The sequence below is a fragment of the Arcicella aquatica genome, from assembly GCF_034928825.1.
Lineage (GTDB): Bacteria > Bacteroidota > Bacteroidia > Cytophagales > Spirosomataceae > Arcicella > Arcicella aquatica.
Genome location: NZ_JAYFUL010000024.1, coordinates 60,422 through 82,675 on the forward strand (window position 1 = coordinate 60,422; position 22,254 = coordinate 82,675).

At 35.3% G+C, this 22,254-nt stretch carries 16 protein-coding genes; 15 read left to right on the forward strand and 1 reads right to left on the reverse strand.

Features of this window, described 5'->3' with window-relative positions:
- Nucleotides 1-80: 80 nt before the first annotated feature.
- From VB264_RS14835 to VB264_RS14900, 14 genes are all read left to right on the forward strand, one after another.
- Nucleotides 81-1,418, forward strand: a complete 1,338-nt coding sequence (locus VB264_RS14835; protein WP_323250583.1) for a TldD/PmbA family protein — start codon at nucleotides 81-83, stop codon at nucleotides 1,416-1,418.
- A gap of 143 nt (nucleotides 1,419-1,561) precedes the next feature.
- Nucleotides 1,562-2,176: a DUF4159 domain-containing protein gene (locus VB264_RS14840; RefSeq protein WP_309917422.1), complete on the forward strand. Its 615-nt coding sequence runs from the start codon at nucleotides 1,562-1,564 to the stop codon at nucleotides 2,174-2,176.
- 3 nt (nucleotides 2,177-2,179) lie between these two features.
- Nucleotides 2,180-3,163, forward strand: a complete 984-nt coding sequence (locus VB264_RS14845) for an AAA family ATPase (RefSeq protein WP_323250584.1) — start codon at nucleotides 2,180-2,182, stop codon at nucleotides 3,161-3,163.
- Between the two features lie 2 nt (nucleotides 3,164-3,165).
- Nucleotides 3,166-4,026: a DUF58 domain-containing protein gene (locus tag VB264_RS14850; protein WP_323250585.1), complete on the forward strand. Its 861-nt coding sequence runs from the start codon at nucleotides 3,166-3,168 to the stop codon at nucleotides 4,024-4,026.
- Nucleotides 4,027-4,121: 95 nt separating this feature from the next.
- Nucleotides 4,122-5,321: a BatA domain-containing protein gene (locus VB264_RS14855; protein ID WP_323250586.1), complete on the forward strand. Its 1,200-nt coding sequence runs from the start codon at nucleotides 4,122-4,124 to the stop codon at nucleotides 5,319-5,321.
- Nucleotides 5,318-7,528, forward strand: a complete 2,211-nt coding sequence (locus VB264_RS14860; protein WP_323250587.1) for a hypothetical protein — start codon at nucleotides 5,318-5,320, stop codon at nucleotides 7,526-7,528. The genes VB264_RS14855 and VB264_RS14860 overlap by 4 nt, the downstream gene beginning before the upstream one ends.
- Nucleotides 7,529-7,707: 179 nt before the next feature.
- Entirely contained in the window at nucleotides 7,708-9,351 is a 1,644-nt protein-coding gene (locus tag VB264_RS14865) for a hypothetical protein (protein WP_323250588.1), read from the forward strand.
- Nucleotides 9,352-9,567: 216 nt separating this feature from the next.
- Nucleotides 9,568-10,257 carry an RNA polymerase sigma-70 factor gene (locus tag VB264_RS14870; protein WP_323250589.1) on the forward strand — a complete coding sequence of 230 codons (690 nt, stop codon included), beginning with the start codon at nucleotides 9,568-9,570 and terminating at the stop codon, nucleotides 10,255-10,257.
- A gap of 134 nt (nucleotides 10,258-10,391) precedes the next feature.
- Nucleotides 10,392-11,399, forward strand: a complete 1,008-nt coding sequence (locus tag VB264_RS14875; RefSeq protein ID WP_323250590.1) for a FecR family protein — start codon at nucleotides 10,392-10,394, stop codon at nucleotides 11,397-11,399.
- 34 nt (nucleotides 11,400-11,433) lie between these two features.
- On the forward strand, nucleotides 11,434-14,808 hold the full coding sequence (locus VB264_RS14880; RefSeq protein WP_323250591.1) for a SusC/RagA family TonB-linked outer membrane protein: 3,375 nt from the start codon (nucleotides 11,434-11,436) through the stop codon (nucleotides 14,806-14,808).
- 27 nt (nucleotides 14,809-14,835) lie between these two features.
- On the forward strand, nucleotides 14,836-16,515 hold the full coding sequence (locus VB264_RS14885; RefSeq protein ID WP_323250592.1) for a RagB/SusD family nutrient uptake outer membrane protein: 1,680 nt from the start codon (nucleotides 14,836-14,838) through the stop codon (nucleotides 16,513-16,515).
- Nucleotides 16,516-16,687: 172 nt separating this feature from the next.
- A complete protein-coding gene (locus VB264_RS14890; protein ID WP_323250593.1) occupies nucleotides 16,688-18,583 on the forward strand; it encodes a pectinesterase family protein in 1,896 nt (631 codons plus the stop codon).
- Nucleotides 18,584-18,697: 114 nt separating this feature from the next.
- Nucleotides 18,698-18,934 (forward strand): hypothetical protein, encoded by a 237-nt coding sequence (locus VB264_RS14895; RefSeq protein WP_323250594.1) that lies wholly within the window; start codon nucleotides 18,698-18,700, stop codon nucleotides 18,932-18,934.
- Nucleotides 18,927-19,253, forward strand: coding sequence for a type II toxin-antitoxin system RelE family toxin (locus VB264_RS14900; RefSeq protein WP_323250595.1), 327 nt, complete (start codon nucleotides 18,927-18,929; stop codon nucleotides 19,251-19,253). The genes VB264_RS14895 and VB264_RS14900 overlap by 8 nt, the downstream gene beginning before the upstream one ends.
- 15 nt (nucleotides 19,254-19,268) lie before the next feature.
- Here VB264_RS14900 and VB264_RS14905 read toward each other — a convergent pair whose 3' ends face one another.
- Entirely contained in the window at nucleotides 19,269-20,024 is a 756-nt protein-coding gene (locus VB264_RS14905; RefSeq protein ID WP_323250596.1) for a hypothetical protein, read from the reverse strand.
- A 153-nt stretch (nucleotides 20,025-20,177) separates the two neighbouring features.
- On the opposite strand from VB264_RS14905, the gene VB264_RS14910 reads away from it, so the two are divergent.
- Complete coding sequence (locus tag VB264_RS14910; RefSeq protein ID WP_323250597.1) at nucleotides 20,178-22,124, forward strand: heavy metal translocating P-type ATPase; 1,947 nt, start codon at nucleotides 20,178-20,180, stop codon at nucleotides 22,122-22,124.
- Nucleotides 22,125-22,254: the final 130 nt, after the last annotated feature.

Here is a 22,254-nt window from a genome sequence, read left to right on the forward strand (position 1 = left end):
AAAACATCAGAGTAATAAAAAGCTTAAAGCTCATAACTCACAGCTTAAAGCTTATCAAACTCTTTAATCTCGAAATCAACATGTCAATAATATTAACTGAAAGTGAAGCTAAAGCCTTGTTAACAAAGGTTTTAAGCTATTCAAAAGCAGATGAATGCGAGGTCAATCTGCTAGGAGAAACCCGTGGAAATCTTCGCTATGCTCGAAATGAAGTTTCAACCAGTGGCGCTTTGACTAACCAAAACCTGACTGTTCAGTCAGCTTATGGGAAAAAAGTAGGCGTAGCAACCATTGATGAATTTGATGATGCTTCTTTAGAAAAAGTAGTACGACGTGCAGAAGAATTAGCAAAGCTTGCCCCTGAAAACCCTGAATATGTAGGCTTATTAGGACCACAAACTTATATTAAGTCAACAGGGTATTTTGAGTCAACAGGTAGCGTTACGCCCGATACGCGTGCAGAGGCCGTTGCAAAAAGTCTGAAACTATCTAGAGAGCAAAAGCTAGTTGCCGCAGGCTTTTTGGAAGACCAAAAAGGCTATACTGCCATGATGAATTCAAAAGGACTTTTTGCTTATTACAAAAGTACCAATGTGAATTTTTCATTGACGGTTCGTACAGAAGACGGTACTGGTTCTGGATATGTAGCTAAGGGGTATAGCGATGTCAATAAGTTAGACACAACCGCTGCCACTAAAATTGCTATGCAAAAATCTGTGGGTTCAAAAGGTGCGAGAGCACTTGAGCCTGGAAAATATACCGTTATTTTAGAACCTACGGCAGCTGTTGTATTGTTGGAAAACATTTACTATGATATGGATGCCCGTAGTGCTGACGAAGGACGTTCATTTTTCAGTAAGCCTGGGGGCAAAACGAAACTAGGCGAGAAGATTGTAGATGAAAGAGTAACGTTTTTCTCAGACCCTACCTATCCAGAGTTACCTGCTTCACCTTGGGCTGGCGATGGTCAACCACAAGAGAAATTGATGTGGATTGAAAAAGGAGTGGTTAAAAACCTGTCTTATTCAAGATATTGGGCCAAAGAAAAAGGCGTAAAACCTGTTCCTTTTCCTAATAATATGATTATGCCAGGAGGAACGGCTACCTTAGAAGAAATGATTAAAAGTACACAAAGAGGTATTTTGGTTACTAAGCTTTGGTATATACGTTCAGTAGACCCACAAACGTTATTACAAACAGGACTTACACGTGACGGTACTTTTTATATTGAAGATGGAAAAATCAAGTATCCTATCAAAAATTTCAGATTCAACGAAAGTCCGATTATCATGCTTAACAATCTTGAGATGTTAGGTAAAACTGAGCGTGTAGTCAGTACAGAATCGAATCAAAATTACATGGTACCGCCCATGAAAATCAGAGAGTTTACTTTCTCATCACTTTCGGATGCGGTTTAGAAAGCTTTAGGCAGTAGGCTTTAGGCAGTAAGCTTTGGTTTATAGAATAATTTAGGTTTTGAATTGTTTAAATTAAACACTTCTAATTCCTTAAAATTCAATAGCCTAAAGCTTACAGCCAATAGCTTATAGCATTTAAAAATATGAAACCATTTATTTTTACAAGAATTCAATATGCTTCTGGAGATTGGGATACAGATCAACGAATGCCTTCAAATATCCTTAATTCTTTGGTAGAATATACAACCATACCCATTGATGATAAAGAGAAAGTAGTCCTGTTGAGCAGTAACGAGCTTTTTAAGAGTCCTTTTTGCTATCTGAGTGGGCATAAATTAGTAGAATTCTCTAGTAAAGAACGAGACAATTTTCGCAAATATGTAGAAAACGGAGGTTTTGTATTTGTGGATGATTGTAACCATGATATTGATGGACTTTTTGCCAAATCGTTTGAACAAGAAATGGGAAGAACATTTGGAGAAAAAGCCTTACAAAAAATTCCGAATACTCATCCAATTTACAATTGCTTCTTTCACTTTGACGGCCCTCCAACAACAAGTTTTGAACTTAACGGTTGGGGAGATGACCTTGTACATGACTACCTAAAAGCTATTATTATTAATGGAAGAATTGGCGTTTTGTACAGCAACAAAGATTATGGATGTGAATGGGATTATGACTTCCGAAATAAACGGTGGCTCGCAGAAGACAATACAAAATTTGGAGTAAATATCATTCAATACGCACTAACAGTTTAGACATTGGAAAATAAAGACCTTACTTATTATAAAACATTGGTGGCTAAATTGCCATTACTAAAAAAAGAAATTGCTAAAGTAATTGTTGGGCAAGAAGAAGCGATTGATGAAATCCTGATTTCTCTTTTAGCAGGGGGGCACTGTTTACTAGAAGGTGTTCCTGGTCTTGCAAAAACGCTGATGGTAAAAACTATTTCTGAGGCTTTGGAGATGGCATTCAAAAGAGTGCAGTTTACACCTGATTTAATGCCGGGTGATATTGTAGGAACAGAAATTTTGGAGGAAGACCATGAAACTGGTAAGAAATTCTTCAAGTTCAATAAAGGACCCATTTTTGCAAACATTGTTTTGGCGGATGAAATAAACCGTACGCCACCAAAAACACAAGCGGCTTTACTCGAAGCCATGCAAGAATACAAGGTAACTTATGCAGGAACCAATTATGATTTGCCCAAGCCTTTCTTAATTATCGCTACGCAAAACCCTATCGAACAAGCGGGTACATATCCACTTCCAGAAGCGCAATTAGACCGCTTTTTGTTATATATCAAACTGGGTTATCCTTCTGAAACAGAGGAATTGCAAGTATTAAAAAGTACTACGGGCGTTGGTAAGCAAACTTTGCAAACCATCATGACCGATCAAGATATTATTACTTTACAACAACTAACACGTCAGGTACATATTAGTGAAGAACTGATTGTAAAAATTAATCAACTCGTAAGGTCAACGCGTCCAGCTAATTCTGATTCAGCTTTTGTAAAACAATGGTGTGAGTGGGGAGCAGGACCAAGAGCTGGACAAGCCCTAGTATTATGCGCCAAAGCTAGGACCGTATTGCACGAACGTTTTGCTGTTTTGCCAGAAGATATCAACACCCTTGCATTCCCGATTCTAAGACATCGTGTTTCCCTTAATTTCAGAGCCGATGCCGAAGGAATTACTACGGACGATGTAATTGCTGAATTATTGAAAAATTTGAAATAATTATGCCATTATTATCTAACGAATTAATAAAACTCAACAACCTTCAACTGGCTGGCAAATTGGTCAGTGAAGAGCTGATGCTGGGGATTCATCATAGTAAACGCTTTGGCTACGGAATAGAATTTGAACAATACAAGCATTATCAAGCTGGCGACGATCCTAAGCGAATCGATTGGAAACTATATGCAAGAACTCAGAAACATTTAGTCAGGGAATCTTCAACCGAAAGTAATTATCACCTTAGGTTTATTATTGATTTATCAGGGTCGATGAATTATACAGAGAATGGCGTAAGTAGGTTACAATATGCTAAAATCTTGTTGGCTTCATTGGCATATCTGGGTTATCGTCAAGGAGATATGATGAGTTTGTATGCCTTGCAAAATGGAGAAGTACAAACATTGGTCAGTTCAGGAAAAGAGTCTTTTCAAAGAATTTTGTATGCCTTAGAAAAAGCCGAAGCCAGTGGAGATTGGCTTAATGAAAATCCTAAATTTCCCATCTTTCAACAAAAGCAAAAAGAAGTTGTCATTTTTGTTTCCGACTTTTTACAAATCAATGAAGAATGGTTGAATTTGATTAAGAATCTAGCCAATCCGCATCGAGAAATAATAGTTTTTCAGGTATTGGGCAAACAAGAAATAGATTTTGATTTAAAAGGCTTTTTTCGCTTTAAAGACTTAGAAACAGGGAAGGAAGTTGAATTGCAAGCTGAAAGTATTAAAGCAGAAGTACTGAAAAATGCAGAAAGCTATCTAAAAAACCTGACATTGGCTTTACAAATTCCCTTTGTGTATTTACTCAGAACAAGTCTTGAAGAACCTATTGCTAATGTAATCAGTGAATCTTTGAAAAGGAGGTAAGAGTAATTTAGGCTATAAGCTTATAGCTCTGAATAGGAATTTTAATATACTTTGATTTGCATAAAGCCTAAAGCTTATTGCATAAAGCAAAAAAAATGGAATTATTAAATCCTTTGATGCTTTGGGGAGCATTGGCAATTGCAGTGCCAATTATCATTCACTTTTGGCATCAAAAAAAAGGAAAAGTTATATACTGGGCAGCAACAAATTGGTTAATCGAAAAGAATCTTCAACAATCTAGAGGCATTCGATTAGACAATATCTTTTTGCTTATACTCAGGTGTTTATTATTGCTTTTACTCTGTTTGTTATTAAGCAAACCATTATTGCATGCATTGAACAGGCATCAGGTAGCTCATAAAGTTCATTTGGTGCAGGCAAATTCGTTAGTTGTTAATAGCTATAAATTTGAATTGGAACAGGCTTTAAAAAAAGGAGAAAAATGTTATTGGTTTTCTCCAACCTTAGAACCTATTACCGATTTCAGCCAAACTATCAAAAACGAAAAGATTGATGGAATAACGATACAAAATAGTTTAAATCAACTAAGTGGATTAATTGATAATGAACAGATTAATATGTACTTCGTTAATTCAGAAGCATTAGCGAACTTACCTCATATTTTTGTGCCAAATACTTTTTCTGTTCATAGCTTAACAGATTCAAGTCAACAACAAGCTAAGCCTTATCTTGCATTAGCAGATAATAAGAAAGTCTTCATTGGTTCGAATAAATTATTAACCGCTACATCTGATAACATTGCAAATGGAGCAGTAAAGCATACTGGTTTGATAAAAGTACTCATTGAAAACATTGATGATAGTGAAAAGCAAAGCATAAAGGCTTCGCTCACAGCGTTATCACAAACCTATCAATTGGCATTTCAGTTGAGTGAAAAAGCAGAAGATAATGTTTCTTACGACATCGTATTTAGCAACCATCCTCTTAAAAAAGTACTTACAAACAATACCTTGTATTTTTTCTCAAATACTAATAAGTGGGAGGTAACAGGGTCACAGTCTAATCAGATATTAATTCCTGATTTACTAAATCCACAAAAGACCGAAATAGTTTATAATGGTTTACTCCCTGAGTTTTTAGGAGAAAAAATTATTCAGCATTTTGGTTTACAAAACGAGTACAAAGCATTAAGTCATCAACAACTCAATTCATTATTTAAAGCACAGAAATACTTCAAAGCATTATCAAATGATTGGTTTCCAAAATCATTGCTCTTGATTTTCATTTTACTGTTAGCTTTAGAAAGGTGGATTGCCATTTATAAAAACTCATGAATCAACTAAAACAAATTATCACAAAAGTCAAGATTCAGCTATATTTTATGGCTGGTTTGATGTGCTTATTGGTGGCTGGTTCGGCATATTTTTGTTTGTTATTATTACTGAAGTCTTCGGCTTTAGCAACAGTTGGTTTTGTAGTAGTCTTGCTTGTAATGGCATTTATCACAAAACTTTTTCAAAACAAAAGCACAGAAACTATTCATCTGATTCATCAAAAAATTGAAAATACAGAATACAGTCTTGAATTATTAGCCATTGAAAGTCCTAATTTGGCACAGCAGTTACAATTAGAACGCCTTTTTTCACAAGACCATTATCAAACTCCTTGGGTTTTTAAGAAAAATCTGATAGCCTATTTTGCAGTTTTTATGCTCTCATGGGTTTGCTATGCTTTTGTGCCGAGTTTACTAAAGAAACAATCGCAAAGTGTGGAAGCAGAAAAACAAAGTGCCTCACACGCATCTCAACAAATTAGTATTCCTGTTTTTACAAAAGCCAAACTAATTATTCAAGCACCTGCTTATACAGGTTTAAGTATTGTTGAAAGTCAGAACATGAATGCATCTGCCATTGTAGGTTCGTTATTAAAATGGCAAATACAATTTTCTAATACTGAACACCTTTCTGTGAAACTGGTTAATAATCAGGGAGATGAAATTGCTTTTAATAATAATAAAGGATTACTTGAACATTCCGACCAAATCTTAAGCTCGGGCTTATATGCCTTTAAAGCCTATTGGAATGATTCATTGATTTATCAATCCGACTATTATCGTCTGGAAGCCATTCCCGACTTAGCTCCTAAAATAGAGCCTGCCTCTAAAGAACTATACAAATTACATTATTTAAAAGACCCTAAGAATGTACAGATTTCAGCCAAGATTTCTGATGATTTCTTGGTAAGTCAGGCATTTATTGTAGCTACTTTAGCAAGAGGTTCTGGGGAAAATGTAAAATTCAGAGAAGTAAAAATTCCGATTACCAATGCCAATTTTAAGCAAACCAATGTCATTAAAAACATTGATTTAAAGGCTTTAAATTTTGCTCCTGGCGACGAGCTTTATTATTACTGGGCTGCCTTTGATAATAAACGTCCAACACCAAATTATACAAAATCAGACACTTACTTTATTGTTTACAAAGATACCACGCAAGTCGAGGAAGCAGATTTGGCAACGATGGCAATGAACATCATGCCTGAGTATTTCAGAAGTCAGCGACAAATTATTATTGATACTGAAAAGTTAATTGCCAAAAGAAAAAAGCTTCCTGCTAAAGAATTTAATAGTACTTCTAATGAAATTGGTTTTGATCAGAAGGCTCTTAGATTACGTTATGGACAATACTTAGGGGAAGAATTTGAAAATTCTATTGGCTCTGCCAATGCTTTGCCTAATGAAAACGAAGCAGGAGGGGATTTATTAAAAGGATTCCGCCACGCACACGATGAAGGTGAACATGACCAAGAAGCGGGCGAAAAGCATGAAGAACATGACCACGGTGGGAATAAACCAGATACGGATAATAAAGACCCATTAGCTGGTTTACTAGCAGATTACGTACACTCACACGATGATGGTGAAGCGAATACCTTCTATGAGCAGTCTACTAGAAGTCTATTAAAAATGGCTTTAGAACAAATGTGGCAGTCGGAATTACACCTACGGATGTATGAACCTGAAAAAGCGATTCCTTTTGAAAAGAAGGCCTTAGAATATCTGAAATCGGCACAACATAAAGCACGTACTTTTGTAAAAAAGACGAGTTTTGACCCACCACCGATTAAAGAAAAAGAAAAGCGTTTAACGGGTGAATTGACAAAGTTTAATGAGAAGTTTTCATTTGAAAAAAACTATTCTCAACTACAAATTGAAAGTTTGGTAGCCGAAGTAATAGGCATTGCTAGCACAAAGGCTGAGAACCAAAAATTATCGGTACAGAATAAGCAAAAGGTATTATTGTTAAGTACTATAATGAGTTCAAAAATCATCAATAGTAGTTTAAACAATTGGTCAATTCTGACGGCTTTGCAAAAAATGATTAATGATAAAGATTTATCAAAAGCTGAAACAATCACCTTACAAAATAAACTATATCAATTGCTTAACAAAACACTTCCAACTAAAAATAATCTTTCAAGTCCATCATATTTAGGAGAAAAGAAGCTAGAAAAAGCCTTTTGGAAGAATGTTAGTTTATGAAGCTGTTTAAACTTTCCCTTACGGGTTAAACTAAGTCTTTTAGAATAGCTTGTTCCAAAATTTATTCAACGTAGCGATGCTATGCTTCGCAAATTTTGAAAAAATCAATTCAAAAATACAATACTTTCACCTCAGAAACGGAAAGTTTAAACTGCTTCTATAAAAAAATAAATTCATCAATGATATTAAATCTATTTACGTTGAATACTTTCGGTACTTTCGACTGGCTAATTATTCTAGCCTTGTTGGCTTTACTTTTGGTACAAATTGTGGCGATATGGCGAAATAAATCTGGTTCAATGTCAAGAATTTGGCTAAAAACTGGATTGAACTTGTTACTTTGGCTCACTGTCTGCCTATTTTTCATTAATCCTGCCATAGAAAAATCTATTGATTCAAATAAGATATTATTAGTGAGTGATAATATCCCTCAGCAAGCCATTCAAGCAGTAAAAGATAGTTTAAATATTACTGAGGTATTTTCTCAAAAAGCTTTCAATCGTCAAGTAATTGATAATCCACAATTGATTAGTCAGCTTGGGAAAATTTATCTGTTTGGTGAAGATGCAACGCCAGAATTACTGAGCAAACTCAATCAAAAAAGCATTTATTGGATTCCTTATTTTCAACCTGATGAATTACAAGCAATACATTGGAAAGGCATACTTAATAAAGGTGAAATACAACAGATAGATGGTAAAATTAGCTCATCAAAAGTACAAATGCTTCGATTGAAATATGGCAATCAAATAGTAGATAGCCTAAAATTATCGAAAGGGTTCAATGGCTTTCAGTTACGTTTTACTAATTTTTCTATTGGCAAAACAGCTTTAACATTAACGTTAGAAGAGAAACCTTTGCAAGAAGTTAATTTTTTCAGTCTCAAAAATCAACCTAAACATTTTCAGTTTATCCTATCAAACCCTGACTTTGAGAGCAAAACTTTAGCCGACTGGCTCGGGAAAAATGGTAATCAAGTAGAAACCATTACCACCGTCGCCAAGAATACACAAAGTAAATTTTCAATTAATACTACAAAGAAATTTGTACCAGATATTATCATTACAGACCCTTCAAATGCAGGGAATAGTTTGGTAAAAAAGGCCTTTGCAGAAGGAAAAAGTATTTTATTTATTAATATAGAAGACCCTGACATTGCTATTAAAAGTATCAATCAGCATTTAGGGACAAAATGGAAAGTAAGAAGAACTTCAACACAAGAAAACCTTGTTATTTCGCAAGACCTGACGGCTCATCCTTATCAGTTTGAACCTGTCGCATTTCAAAAAGTCGTTTTTGAATATCCTATTGCGATACAAAAACATTATGGCAAAGTGGGCATTAGTTTGTTAAACGAAAGTTTTCCTTTGATACTTAGTGGAGATAGTATTACTTATACCAAGATCTGGCAGAGTACATTTCAGGCACTAAATCCGTCTTCTGACAATGCTATTCGTATTGATGCTCCTGTTTACCCAGATGTTGTAGAAAACCTTAAAACCGTACAGAATACTGAAAACAGGGTTATCGTTGCAAAAGATACTGCCTTTACCACCCAATCGGGCATTAATCCCTTATCTGCGGAAGCAAAATATACTTTTAGAAAAACTGGATGGAATACCTTTCAGGATAGTTTAGCAGTATATGTCGAAGAAAATCAAAATGATATTGCCCGTGCAAAAAGTATCAAACCGTATTTAAAAGAAAGTATCGATAGTACAGGCAATACTGCCCAAAGTATTTCAACAAGTCTTCCCGAATGGCTTTGGTATGTTTTAATCGTATTGCTTCTAACAGCCTTATGGCTTGAACCTAAGCTTTAATTAATATTCTTATCACTAGGCAGGGACTCAAGTCCCTGCCTAGTGATAAATAGGGCTAGCTACACTTAAAATCTCCTTATTATTCTCCTCCATTCTTCCAATTTTAAAATTTATTCAAAAAAATCTCCAAATGACTAAGGGGCTTTTTGATAGATTGTGTCTTACCTTTATATACGATAGAATAATTCAAAGAATTTTTTGTTAAAATCATAGCTTATGAGTCCCTCAAAAAAACATGAATCCATTGATGAATTAAGTAATCTTACGGTTACTCAGCTAAAAGTTTTAGACGAGGAAGCACAAGATATTACACTTGAGGGGAAAACTGCATTCAATGATTCTGAGCTTTTTATTCGCAAGGCTTTTGAGGAATCTCCGCAAAAAGGTTGTGAAATGTTATTTAGGCGTTATCATAAAATTCTTTGCAGTCATGCAGTGCGTTTTGTGTATTCAAAAGAACTTGCCGAGGACTTGGTCAGTGAAGTATTTTGCAGGTTTTGGAAAACAAAAGCATATCTGACGGTCACGTCTTCCTATCGTTTTTATTTGTTCAGATGTGTTCGAAACGAAGCTTATAATCATATTCGTTCAGAATTTAAACAGTTAGATGAGCTTGATTCAGCCATCCATTTTGAATCAGCATTAGGACAACGCCCCGATAGCATAACGCAATTTGAAGAAGTATTCCATCAGGTAGAAGAATTAGTAGAATCGCTCTCACCACAATGTAGAAAAGTATTTCTGTTAAATCGGTTTGAGGGCAAAAAATATCAGGAAGTCGCCACCGAATTAAATATTTCTATCAAAACCGTTGAAGTTCATATTGGTAAAGCATTGGCAATTATTCGGAAAGGATTAAAAGAGCATTGGTTAATTAGTATGGTCTTATTCCTAATGCAGCGTTAAAGTCTGGTCATTCATATCCTGATTTTAAATGCTCCAACAAGATAACACTAAGGGGATTTTTTTAAAATAGTGTCTTAATAATATAGACCAACTTCTAATACTATTATCCGATTCTATTAAAGCCTTGAAATACAATGAAACTAGAAATAACATACGAATTAATATTTGACCATTTTGCTCGGAAGACCTCACCTTTGCAACGCAATCTTATTGAAGAATGGCTAAAGGATGAAGCCAATGAGGAATTGTATTATCAATGGCTAGAAGAATGGGAGAAAAGACATCCGCAGTATTTAGCTGAAAGCGATGAAGCTTTGACTGGTTTTACTAGTTTTATTAAGAGTAATCCTCACGACGAATTGCTTGATGAAGAAGAAATAACTGAACTAGTATCAGAAAAGAATAATCGTCGAAGAATGAATTGGCTAATTGCCGCTTCAATTGTATTGCTGATAGGTTTAACGGCTTTTATTTTTCAAGATAAAATCATCTATCAAAACTATCAAACTACTTTTGGCGAAACGCAGTCTTTAGTCTTGCCAGATGGTAGTAAAGTAACCCTTAATTCAAATTCATCACTTCGTTTACTTCGCTGGGGTTTTGGCCAAACTAACAGAGAGGTTTTTTTAAACGGAGAAGCTAATTTCTCAGTAAAACATACAGTTGACAATCAGAAGTTTATCGTAAAATCTGCTAATAATTTTGAAGTAGTAGTGTTAGGTACTGAATTTACGGTGTATGCTAGAAAAAGAGGCTCAAAAGTTATTTTAAATAAAGGCAAAGTGCAATTGCGTTATCAAGAAGGAAAACAAAGCAAAAATGTAATGATGAAGCCAGGTGAATTGCTAACACTGGATCGCCACAATCATATACAAATCAAAGAAACTGCCGAACCACAAGCCTATTCGGCATGGGAAGAGAAACGCTTTGTCTTTGAAGAAACTACCTTAGAAGAAGTCGCCTATTTATTAGAAGAAAATTATGGATTACAAGTAGAAATAAAAGGTTCAGAGCTTTCAAAAAGAGTACTGATGGGCTCGTTCAGGGCAGAAAATGTAGATGAACTTTTAAAATCAATTTCAGAATTATTAAACATTAATGTGGTCAGACAAGGAACACACGTGCAATTGTCGGAATACTAAAAACATTTCCTAAAAAACATCTCCTCCATTTATTATGAAAAAACGATTACAAAAAGCCTCAAAAATGGGGCTTATGGTCACTCTCATGCTTCTTGGTAAGCAAATAGGCCTTTCGCAAGCCCTTGCGATGGTGCAACAAATGCCTCAAAATTCGCAGGCAGAAAGAGCTCCATCCTCTAGTAAGAAACTTAAAGATGCTTTATCGGAATTAAAAAACCAGTATAAAGTAGAAATCATGTTTGAACTGAAAACGGTTGAACGCTACATGGTTCAAACTGGAAGCATCAATAATAATTTGAGTATCGAAAAAAATCTCGACCATTTACTTTCTCCATTCGGGCTGACCTATAAAAAAGTAAACAAAACTTCTTATTTGGTTATGGAAGGAAAAAAAGAAAAAGGAAGAGGTGATTCGGTAACGCCCTCTTCCGAGAATATTTCCAACCAGAAAAGTGTAGAACTTAATAATACGGCTAATACTTCCATGTCGGATGTACAAGCTGAAAGTATAGCCATTGTAGAACAAACCGTTTCAGGAAAAGTAATCGACGAAAAAGGCATGGGCTTACCCGGGGTGAATATTGTTCTTAAAGGAACTAATAGAGGGGTAAATTCAGATGCGAATGGTAATTATAAAATAGCAGTACCAGACGACAAGGCAGTTTTAGTATTCAGTTTTGTAGGTTATATGAATAAAGAGGTTTTAGTAGGGAATCAAAAGAATATCAATGTTTCTTTACAAGTGGATGATAAAACTTTGAGTGAAGTAGTGGTAGTAGGGTATGGTACTGTACAAAAGAAAGATTTAACAGGCTCAGTTTCAGTATTAAAATCTGCTGATATCGTTGCTACGCCAACGAGTAATGCCTTAGAATCTCTACAAGGAAAAATTGCAGGGCTAGATTTAACCAGAAACGATGGTCAGGCAGGGTCAACGCTAAGTTTTACTTTACGTGGGAACCGTTCATTAAGTGCTTCTAACTCTCCTTTGATTTTAGTAGACGGTGTACCTTATAGTGCCTCTGCATTAGAGATTAATCCATCGGATATTAAAACGATGGTGGTATTGAAAGATGCTTCTTCAACTGCCATTTATGGTACACGTGGTGCAAATGGCGTTATTTTGATTACGACTAATAGTGGAACATCAGGCAAAACAAAAATTTCATTTAGTTCCTATTATGGTGTACAAGACAACGCTGGCTTAGGAGCTATTCAAAATGGTGAAGAATACGCAACTTTCAAAAGAGAGGCGTTCCGTACCAGAGGAATTACAGATGATGCGGCGATATTCAATCCTGAAGAATTAGATGCGATTAAAAATCACAAATTTGTAGATTGGCGAGGAGAAATCTTAAAGAAAGGCTCTATACAAAATCATGAAATTTCGTTGAATGGTGGTAATGAAAAAACAACTTTTAATATTTCATTCGGTGCTTATGGCGAAAAAGGATTGTTTAAAAATGATCAATTGACACGTTATAACGGAAGTGTGGGCGTTAATCATCAATTGTTTCAAAACGTAAAAATTGGTTCAAAGATTTTCTATACTTATCGTGATAACGACATCCGCCAAGACCCTTTAAATCAGGCTAATAAAATAAATCCTTATGGTACTCCTTACGATGCTAACGGAAATATTATTATTTATCCTGTAGCTGGACAAAGCTTTAACATTACGCCATTGGCTGATGAAGTACCGGGGGTTTACACCAATAATTTATTAGAAAAAAGGATTTTTAATGCTTCATATTTAGACTGGGAAATTATCAAAAACCTTACATTCAAAACTTCTTTTGGGTTAGATATTCAGAATAGTAGAAGAGGGTATTACTATGGCGCTCAAACCATTACGAGAGCTGGAAATATCTCTCAATCAGGTATTGAAAGTGCCAATGTGTTGAATTATACATGGGAAAATACCTTGACATATCTTAAAACCTTAGGTAAACATGATTTCAATTTCTTATTAGGAAATAGCTTTTTAAGTCGCTCAACAGAATCATTTTCAGGAACAGGTTTCAATCAAGTATCAGAGACTACTACCTTTTATGATTTAGGGGCAAACTCAACCCAAGTAGCCATTAAAAGTGGTTTGGTAGAAAGCACCTTGGAATCGTTCTTTGGCCGTGTAAACTATCAATACAATAACAAATATTTATTAAGTGCCAGTTTAAGAGCGGACGGTTCATCAGTATTGGCAAAGGGTCATAAATGGGGATACTTCCCTTCGGTAGCTTTGGGTTGGAGAATCTCTGAAGAATCTTTTATGAAAAATGGCTCATTGTTCACTGATTTAAAATTAAGAGGTAGTTATGGTATTTCAGGAAACTCTGCGATTTCTCCTTATCAAACGTTGGGTGGTTTAGGAAAAGTAACTTATTCTTTCGGTGAAACAGCAGCGTATGGTTATTATCCTAAGGCGATTTCAAACCCTAATCTTTCTTGGGAAACGACAGCAACAACCAATATTGGTATCGACTTTGGTATCTTGAATAATAGAATAAGCGGAGCAATCAATTACTACCAAAGTAATACTAGCGATTTGTTGATGCAACGTGTATTACCTAATACTTCTGGTTATACCAGTGTATATGAAAACGTAGGGAAAACAGCCAACAAAGGTTTAGAAATAGAAATTTCTACATTGAATCTTGTAAATCAATCACCTAAAGGTTTAAAATGGTCAACTGATTTCACTTTCTCGACCAACAAAGAAGAAATCGTAGCGTTGACAGGTGGTGCTGACAGAGACTTAGGAAACGGTTGGATTGTTGGTCAGCCTACCCAAGTATACTATGATTATAAAAAGATTGGTATCTGGCAATTAGGACAAGAATCTGAGGCTGCAAAATATGGTCAAGTACCAGGTGACATCAGGGTACAAGATGTAAATAATGACGGGAAAATCACACCAGATGCCGATAGAATGGTAGTAGGAACACCTCGCCCAAACTTTAATCTTGGGGTAAATAATAATATCAGCTACAGGAATTTTGATTTATCAGTGTTCTTCTTTGCTCGTGAAGGACAAATGATTAAAAGTGAGGCGAGTGGGAATTACAAGATTGATGGTAGAGAAAATGGTCCAAAAGTAGACTATTGGACTCCAGAGAATCCTACGAACGACCATCCTCGTCCAGATATGAACAAAAATCAAAACAGTACTTATATGAGTACGCTATATTATGTAGACGGTTCATTCTTGAAAATCAAAAACATCTCTTTAGGTTACGAAATACCTTCACAAATAAGCAGTAAATGGGGCATCTCGAGAATTAGAATTTACACAACCATGAGAAACTACTTTACATTCAGCAAGTTAGCACCATACGACCCAGAACGTGGCGGAAGTTTGGCTTTCCCAATGACAAAGCAGTTGATATTCGGTTTAAATGTTAATTTTTAATTTATCGATTTTTTAAATACCAGCATCATGAAAAAGATACTCACATTCGTTATAGGCGTTACCGCTTTCGGGCTATCGTCATGCTCAGATTTTTTAGATGAAACCAATAAAAGTGGACTAACAGGCGATACTTTCTATGCCACCACTACAGGAATAGAATCATTAGTAAACAGTACTTATACCCCATTACGTTTTTGGTATGGCAAAGAAGGAGGTGCTACCATGACTGAATTAGCCACTGACCTTTTTCTAAAAGGAGGCGACTGTCACCATCCAGAAATTGCTGATATGAGTGCCAATTTTAATAGTCAAAGTCCTATTATACAGGTATACTGGAGTAGGCTTTATGCAGCAATTAACTATTGTAATACTGCTATCGAAAAAATACCGACTTCTCCTTTACCAGAAGCTACTAAAAAATTGCGTTTAGGGGAAGTATATTACCTAAGAGCGATGTACAATTGGCTCATTGTTGAAACGTGGGGTGGCGTGCATTTATCTACCAAACCAACAATAGGGGTACAAACTACTTCTACTCGAAGTTCTGTAGATGAGTTTTATAAAGTGATATTTGCTGATTTAGACCTAGCCATTGCTAACCTAGGGGGAAGAGTTAACCATGAAGGCGGACGAGTAACCAAACCTGCTGCGGAAGCATTCAAAGCAAGGATGTTATTAACCAGAGGTCAAAACGCAGAAGCAGCAGCTTTGGCAAAAAAAGTAATTAGTGACTATAATTTCAAATTATTCAGTGATTACACAGCCCTTTGGGATATTAATAACAGTGAAGGTTCAACTAATTCAGAAGTAATATTCTATGTAAATTATTCTGCTGATAATCTGTTAAACCCTGCAGATTTGGAATTTGATGGAAACTCTACTGCCAACGCTTTCAGACCTGAAGGAGGAAATCAACTGCACTTAATGTTTACCCCTCGTTATGATTTTCACGCAGGAATGATTCTGGATATTCCAAATAGTATAGGTTTTCAACGTTATGCTTGTACCAGAAGATATTTAGAGCTTTTCAATAGTGATATTGACCAGCGTTATAATGGTACTTTTAAAGAAGTTTGGAAAGCAAATGGCGGTCAGATTGGGGTTTATACCAGTATGATTCAGGGTGATACAGCAGTATATTGGAGTCATAAAGCACTTTCATCAGCTTTCAAAGCAAGTAAAGCTAAAAAGTATGAGTTGAAAGACATCAACGATTTATATAATCCAGACCAATCGTTAGTAGATTTCCGTAATTTTATCGAAATGCATAAACACAACAGTACGACGGATAGAACAGCAATTTTTGAATTTAGAAGTAAAAGAGATGCTTTCGTAACGAGAATTGCCGAAATGTATTTGATTGCAGCCGAAGGAGAAATGAAGGCAGGTAATACTGCTGAAGCGGTAAAATATATGAACCTATTAAGAACAAATCGTGCTAAACCTGGACGTGCTGCTGATATGCAGATTACTGCTAGTCAATTAAATATTGATTTTGTATTAGACGAACGTGCTAGGGAATTAGGAGGTGAATTACTACGCTGGTTCGATTTAAAAAGAACTGGTAAGCTAGTAGAATATATTAAAGCTTATAATCCGAATGCTAAAAGCAATATCAAAGATTATCAAGTATTAAGACCTATTCCACAGTCACACTTAGATGTTATTACTAACAAATCAGAATTCCAACAAAACCCAGGTTGGTAGGGGAATAGTGATTTAGTGAGTTGTGAATGAGTGATTAACTAAATAAATACTCTATATTTTTAATGTTTTGTTGTTGGGATAAAATATCCATACACAAAGCATTAGATTTTATAGAGTATTTGCCTTTTGAATAATGTTTGGCGATACAAAATCAACACTTTTTAAAATTCTTATGAAAACAAACCATAGTTATACTTTTATAGTTTTATTATGTTTGATTTCCTTTTTTGGAAATAGCCAAGCACTAAAAATTCAGCATGATTTAGTTGTTGCTAAGGATGGCTCTGGTGACTTTAGATATATTCAGGATGCCATCGATGCCGTTAGGGTTTATCTTCCTAACCAAATTACAATTCGAATCAAAAAAGGCATCTATAAAGAAAAAGTGACCATTCCGAGTACGCTAAGCAATATTGCTATTATTGGTGAAGACAGTACTGTTATTTCCTACAATGATTTTTCTGGTAAAGGGAAAATGGAAACCTTTGATTCTTATACGTTAAGAGTATTAGGCAATGATATTACCTTAGAAAATCTTATCATTGAAAATACTGCTGGGAGAGTAGGTCAGGCAGTGGCTTTGCACATTGAAGGAGACCGTTGTGTAATCAAAAAATGTAGTTTCTTAGGCAATCAAGATACTATTTTTGCAGCAGGTGATAATTCTCGCCAGCATTTTGTTGATTGCTACATTGAAGGAACTGTTGATTTTATCTTTGGATCTGCAACTGTTTTATTTGAAAACTGTGTGATTCATAGCAAAACAAATGGTTATGTTACGGCTACTTCTACGCCAAAATGGGTGAATTATGGATATGTTTTCAAAAACTGTAAACTAACGGCTTCGGCAGATGTCAACAAAGTGTATTTAGGTCGCCCATGGAGAAGCTATGCCAAAACGGTTTTTATCAATTGTCAACTAGGAAAGCATATTTTACCAGAAGGATGGGATCCTTGGGGAAAAGTTGAAAACGAAAAAACAACATTTTATGCCGAATATGGAAGTACAGGCGAAGGAGCAAAAACTGATGCTAGGGTAGGATGGTCGCATCAGCTTACTGAAAAACAGATAAGTGAATATACGTTAGAGAACATATTTTCAGGCAATCCAAATCCAGCATTAAATGCTTTCTGGCATCAACCCGCTCATTTTGGCATTACTGGGAAAGTTGACACTTCATATAGTAATTATAGTGCTTATTTGAATAGTAAAAAGTCTCATCCTGTTACTGAGATTGTTCCTGAAAAATCACTACCGAGTGTCCTTGAAAGTAAAAATATTACTTATGGTAAAATTGGAAACAGAGCATTACTGTTAGATGTTTTTTCCCCTAAAAAGAAAAGCGAAAAACCATTACCTGCTGTCATGATTATTCACGGTGGCGGATGGCGCACTGGTAATAGAACACAACATTACCAATTAGCAAGACGATTAGCTGAGCAAGGTTATGTATGCTTTACGCCAGAATATAGATTATCTACAGAAGCACTTTATCCAGCCGCTGTACATGATTTAAAAACTGCTCTGCGTTGGATGCGGGAAAATGCTACTGAATGGAACATTGATGTTGACAAAATAGCAGTATTAGGGTTTTCAGCAGGAGGAGAATTGGCTTCTTTTATGGGCGTAACAGCCGAAAATCCAACGTATGAAGGAGCAAATGGTAACTTAAAATTCTCTAGCAAAGTACAAGCAATCGTTGATATTGATGGTACACTTTCTTTCGTCCATCCAGAATCGGGTGAAGGCAATGATTCAAAAGGCACGTCAGCGGCTACTTATTGGTTTGGTTACCCTAAAAAAGACAATCCTCAACTTTGGGATGAAGCATCACCATTATTCCATGTTGGAGCAAATACACCTCCGACACTCTTTTTAAATAGTTCTGTAGATAGAATGCACGCAGGTAGAGACGATTTTAGAAAGGTTTTAGACCAATATAAGATTTATTCAGAAGTACATACTTTTGCAGATGCCCCACACTCTTTTTGTTTATTCAATCCTTGGTTTGAACCAACAGTAAAATATATTTCGGCTTTTTTGAAGAAGACTTTAGCGATAAAATAGGTCATCAGTAATTTATAGAACAATCTATTTGTATAAATCAGGTTGTTCTATAAAAATTTCAGTTTTTTTAAAAGTCATTGTCACTTATCTTTGTATAAGATAAAAACAAACTATATGGCTGGATCAATTCATTTTAATACAAACATAACTTTCAATCAATTGATTGAATTAGTTCGTCAATTACCTGAAAAGCAAAAAATCAGATTAGCATCTATTTTAGTTGAAGATGATAATACTTTGACAAAAGAAGAAGTAATTGCTAAAATCAAAGAAGGATTAAAAGATGTAAAACTTCACAAAGAAGGGAAAATTAAACTAAACACTTTAGAGGATTTTTTAGCAAATGTATAAAATCATAACTGCAAGAAGTTTTGAGAAAGAAGCAAAATCTTTGTTAAAGAAATATTCTTCCCTTCGACAAGAACTTATTACGCTTAGTAAAGAGCTATGTGAAAATCCTACAAAGGGTACTCCATTAGGTAAAAATTGCTATAAAATTCGACTTGCAATTAAAAGTAAAGAAAGGGGTAAAAGTGGTGGAGCAAGAGTCATTTCATACGTAATAACTGATAATGAAGAAGTTATTTTATTAACCATTTATGATAAACAAGTAAAGCCCGACCTCCAACCTAATGAGTTGAATCAGCTTTTAGAAGATCTTCTTGAATAGTTCAACATTTTTATGCTATAGCTTAACCTTTTTCTTCCGCTGATTAACAGCCTTCGCACTTACCCCAAAAAGTATAAAGCCTGACAAAATAGTTAGCAATCCCAAAATAGAAAAAGCTCTCAACAAGTAATTAGAAACATTATCTCTGCCTTGAAAATCCATTGTGTGTAGCATCCACAGAAAATCGAAAATTCTCCATCGCTGATTCCTAAATTTCTGAACTGTTCCTAACTCTGTTGCAACATAAACTGTTGTTCTACTCGGATGCTCAAAAGTAATAGCATACGCAGGTAAGGGCTGTTCTCTATATTCATGATGCCCATTGGTAGTAGTTAAATATTCAATGTTACTAACTTTTGCTTCCTCAATAAAACTTCTTTTGGCTATTTCAATAGCCTCATATTTTGTTAATACTCCACGAATCTTTCCCGTCTCAGCATCGGCTAATTTAATTTTCTTTCCACGGTCATGTTGCTGTGAATAAACAATCTGATAAGTAGGTTTTCCTAGAATTTGAACCAGTTTAATATCAAAAATATAATTGATAGCATCTGTTTGTTTTATTTGCTGAATAACAGACTGCGGGTTTGCCAGTTGAATATCAGCACTTAATGGATGGATATGCGCTTTTTGATGGTCACCATGAATGTCATCCATATCCGACCAACTAAAATATAAGCCTCCAATAGTCCAAAACAGAAATTGAATTCCTAGTACCAAACCTAAATAACGGTGAATTTTACGAATACGTAAATGGAAAGATTTTTTCAAAGGATTATATTTTAGATTTTATACATTGATTCAAGACATCATTTAAAATTAATCAAATTTGCTTTTTGTCTCCCTGTTGCACTCCTTTTTTATCTACTTTTATCGCATCGTTAGTTTTTTACCTTTATTTTTTCATCAACCTACTTACTTTATATGTGCGACCAACATTCAACAATACATAATCACCAACACGAGCATGATGAAAATGATAGCCACCATCATCACGAACATACTCATGACGAAAATGCCGATTGGCAAGAATATTTGCCCTCAATCATTTCATTTGTACTATTATTGCTAGGGGTAATTTTTGATTATCTTAACTTAAAATTCTTTCAAAATTACCTGCGATTAGGTTGGTACATACTAGCTTATTTAACAGTCGGATATCCTGTTTTGAAAAGTGCTTTTAAAAGTATTCAGAACGGTGATATTTTTAATGAATTCTTCTTGATGGGCTTAGCCACCATCGGAGCATTTGGCATAGGCGAATACCCAGAAGGCGTTACCGTAATGCTATTTTATACCATCGGTGAATTATTTCAGGGAGCTGCCGTCAAACGAGCTAAAAGCTCAATCAAAGCTTTACTAGATATACGTCCTGATAAAGTTTCTGTAAAACAAGATGGTAAAATAACCGTAGTAAACCCTACTAAAGTAGCCATTGGCGAAATCATACAAGTAAAAGCAGGAGAAAAAGTTGCACTAGATGGCATCCAAGTGTCTGACTATGGTGCTTACAATACCGCAGCTTTAACGGGCGAAAGTGTCCCAGAAACCAAGAAAAAGGGCGATAGCGTTTTAGCAGGAATGATTAACTTGGATACCATAAGTGATATTGAAGTAACAGCAGTTTTCAAAGATAGCAAGCTTTCTAAAATCTTAACAATGGTTCAAGATGCTACTGCTAGGAAATCGCCAACTCAATTATTTATCTCGAAATTTGCCAAAATCTATACCCCAATTGTATTTGTTTTGGCAGTACTGATTACTCTTTTGCCGTATTTTATGCTAGAAAATTATGTTTTCGGAGAGTGGCTTTATCGTGCTTTGGTATTCTTAGTAATTTCTTGTCCATGTGCTTTGGTGATTTCTATCCCTCTAGGATACTTTGGCGGTATTGGTGCTGCTTCACAGCATGGTATTTTGTTTAAAGGAGCTAATTTTCTAGACATCATGACTAAAGTAAACGTTGTGGTGATGGATAAAACAGGTACACTGACAAAAGGCACTTTCGAGATACAGCAAGTATCCATCATAGATTTTGATGAAAGAAAAGCCTTAGAATTACTTGCCTTGCTAGAAAGCAAATCATCTCATCCTATTGCTAAGGCCATTGTTGAATTTGTAAAACCCACACTTCCAGAAAATGCATTAAGTAATTTCCAAGAAAATGCTGGATTTGGGTTGAGTGGACAAGTAGAAGAAAATCATATACTAGCTGGGAATTTGAAACTTTTAGAAAAACACAATATTGCCTTCCCCGAAAATCTTCATGAAATCCCTGAAACAATTGTTGTACTAGCTATCAATAGACTATACGTTGGATATGTTTTAATTGCTGACGAAATTAAAGCAGATGCTCATAAAACTATTGCTGACTTACAAAAACTTCATATAAACGCCGTAATGCTTTCAGGAGATAAAGCATCTGTGGTTGACAAAGTAGCCAAATTATTAAATGTCAGTGAGGCCTATGGCAACCTAATGCCAGAAGATAAGGTAGCTAAATTGCAAGCACTACGAAATCGACAAAATACAATTGCTTTTGTAGGAGATGGCATCAATGATGCTCCTGTGATTGCCTTATCTGACGTAGGAATTGCGATGGGAGGGATGGGCTCTGACGCAACGATAGAAACAGCAGATGTAGTCATTCAAAATGATCAACCTTCCAAAATCGTAACAGCCATTCATATTTCTAAAGCTACTAAAAAAATAGTTTGGCAAAATATCTCATTGGCTTTTGGTGTAAAAGTTTTGGTCCTAATTCTCGGAGCAGGAGGCTTAGCAAGTATGTGGGAAGCTGTTTTTGCTGATGTTGGCGTGGCACTTTTGGCTATTCTAAATGCTCTTAGAATACAAAAGATGAGGTTTTAAAAATTAAAGGAGGCTTCCCTTGAAAATTATTTTTCGATATTGATTTATAATAGAATCCACTCATGTTTTGGGTGGATTTTTCATGTTTATTGAGGTGATTTATTTGAAAAATACAATTTTATTCATATTG

Bases quoted from the DNA above. Each gene is read 5' to 3' on its own strand.
- VB264_RS14880 (WP_323250591.1), top strand. From the start codon at position 11,434: ATGAAAAAACGATTACAAAAAGCCTCAAAAATGGGGCTTATGGTCACT.
- VB264_RS14855 (WP_323250586.1), top strand. From the start codon at position 4,122: ATGGAATTATTAAATCCTTTGATGCTTTGGGGAGCATTGGCAATTGCA.
- VB264_RS14860 (WP_323250587.1), top strand. From the start codon at position 5,318: ATGAATCAACTAAAACAAATTATCACAAAAGTCAAGATTCAGCTATAT.
- VB264_RS14850 (WP_323250585.1), top strand. From the start codon at position 3,166: ATGCCATTATTATCTAACGAATTAATAAAACTCAACAACCTTCAACTG.
- VB264_RS14835 (WP_323250583.1), top strand. From the start codon at position 81: ATGTCAATAATATTAACTGAAAGTGAAGCTAAAGCCTTGTTAACAAAG.
- VB264_RS14890 (WP_323250593.1), top strand. From the start codon at position 16,688: ATGAAAACAAACCATAGTTATACTTTTATAGTTTTATTATGTTTGATT.
- VB264_RS14910 (WP_323250597.1), top strand. From the start codon at position 20,178: ATGTGCGACCAACATTCAACAATACATAATCACCAACACGAGCATGAT.
- VB264_RS14885 (WP_323250592.1), top strand. From the start codon at position 14,836: ATGAAAAAGATACTCACATTCGTTATAGGCGTTACCGCTTTCGGGCTA.
- VB264_RS14865 (WP_323250588.1), top strand. From the start codon at position 7,708: ATGATATTAAATCTATTTACGTTGAATACTTTCGGTACTTTCGACTGG.
- VB264_RS14840 (WP_309917422.1), top strand. From the start codon at position 1,562: ATGAAACCATTTATTTTTACAAGAATTCAATATGCTTCTGGAGATTGG.
- VB264_RS14895 (WP_323250594.1), top strand. From the start codon at position 18,698: ATGGCTGGATCAATTCATTTTAATACAAACATAACTTTCAATCAATTG.
- VB264_RS14900 (WP_323250595.1), top strand. From the start codon at position 18,927: ATGTATAAAATCATAACTGCAAGAAGTTTTGAGAAAGAAGCAAAATCT.
- VB264_RS14875 (WP_323250590.1), top strand. From the start codon at position 10,392: ATGAAACTAGAAATAACATACGAATTAATATTTGACCATTTTGCTCGG.
- VB264_RS14870 (WP_323250589.1), top strand. From the start codon at position 9,568: ATGAGTCCCTCAAAAAAACATGAATCCATTGATGAATTAAGTAATCTT.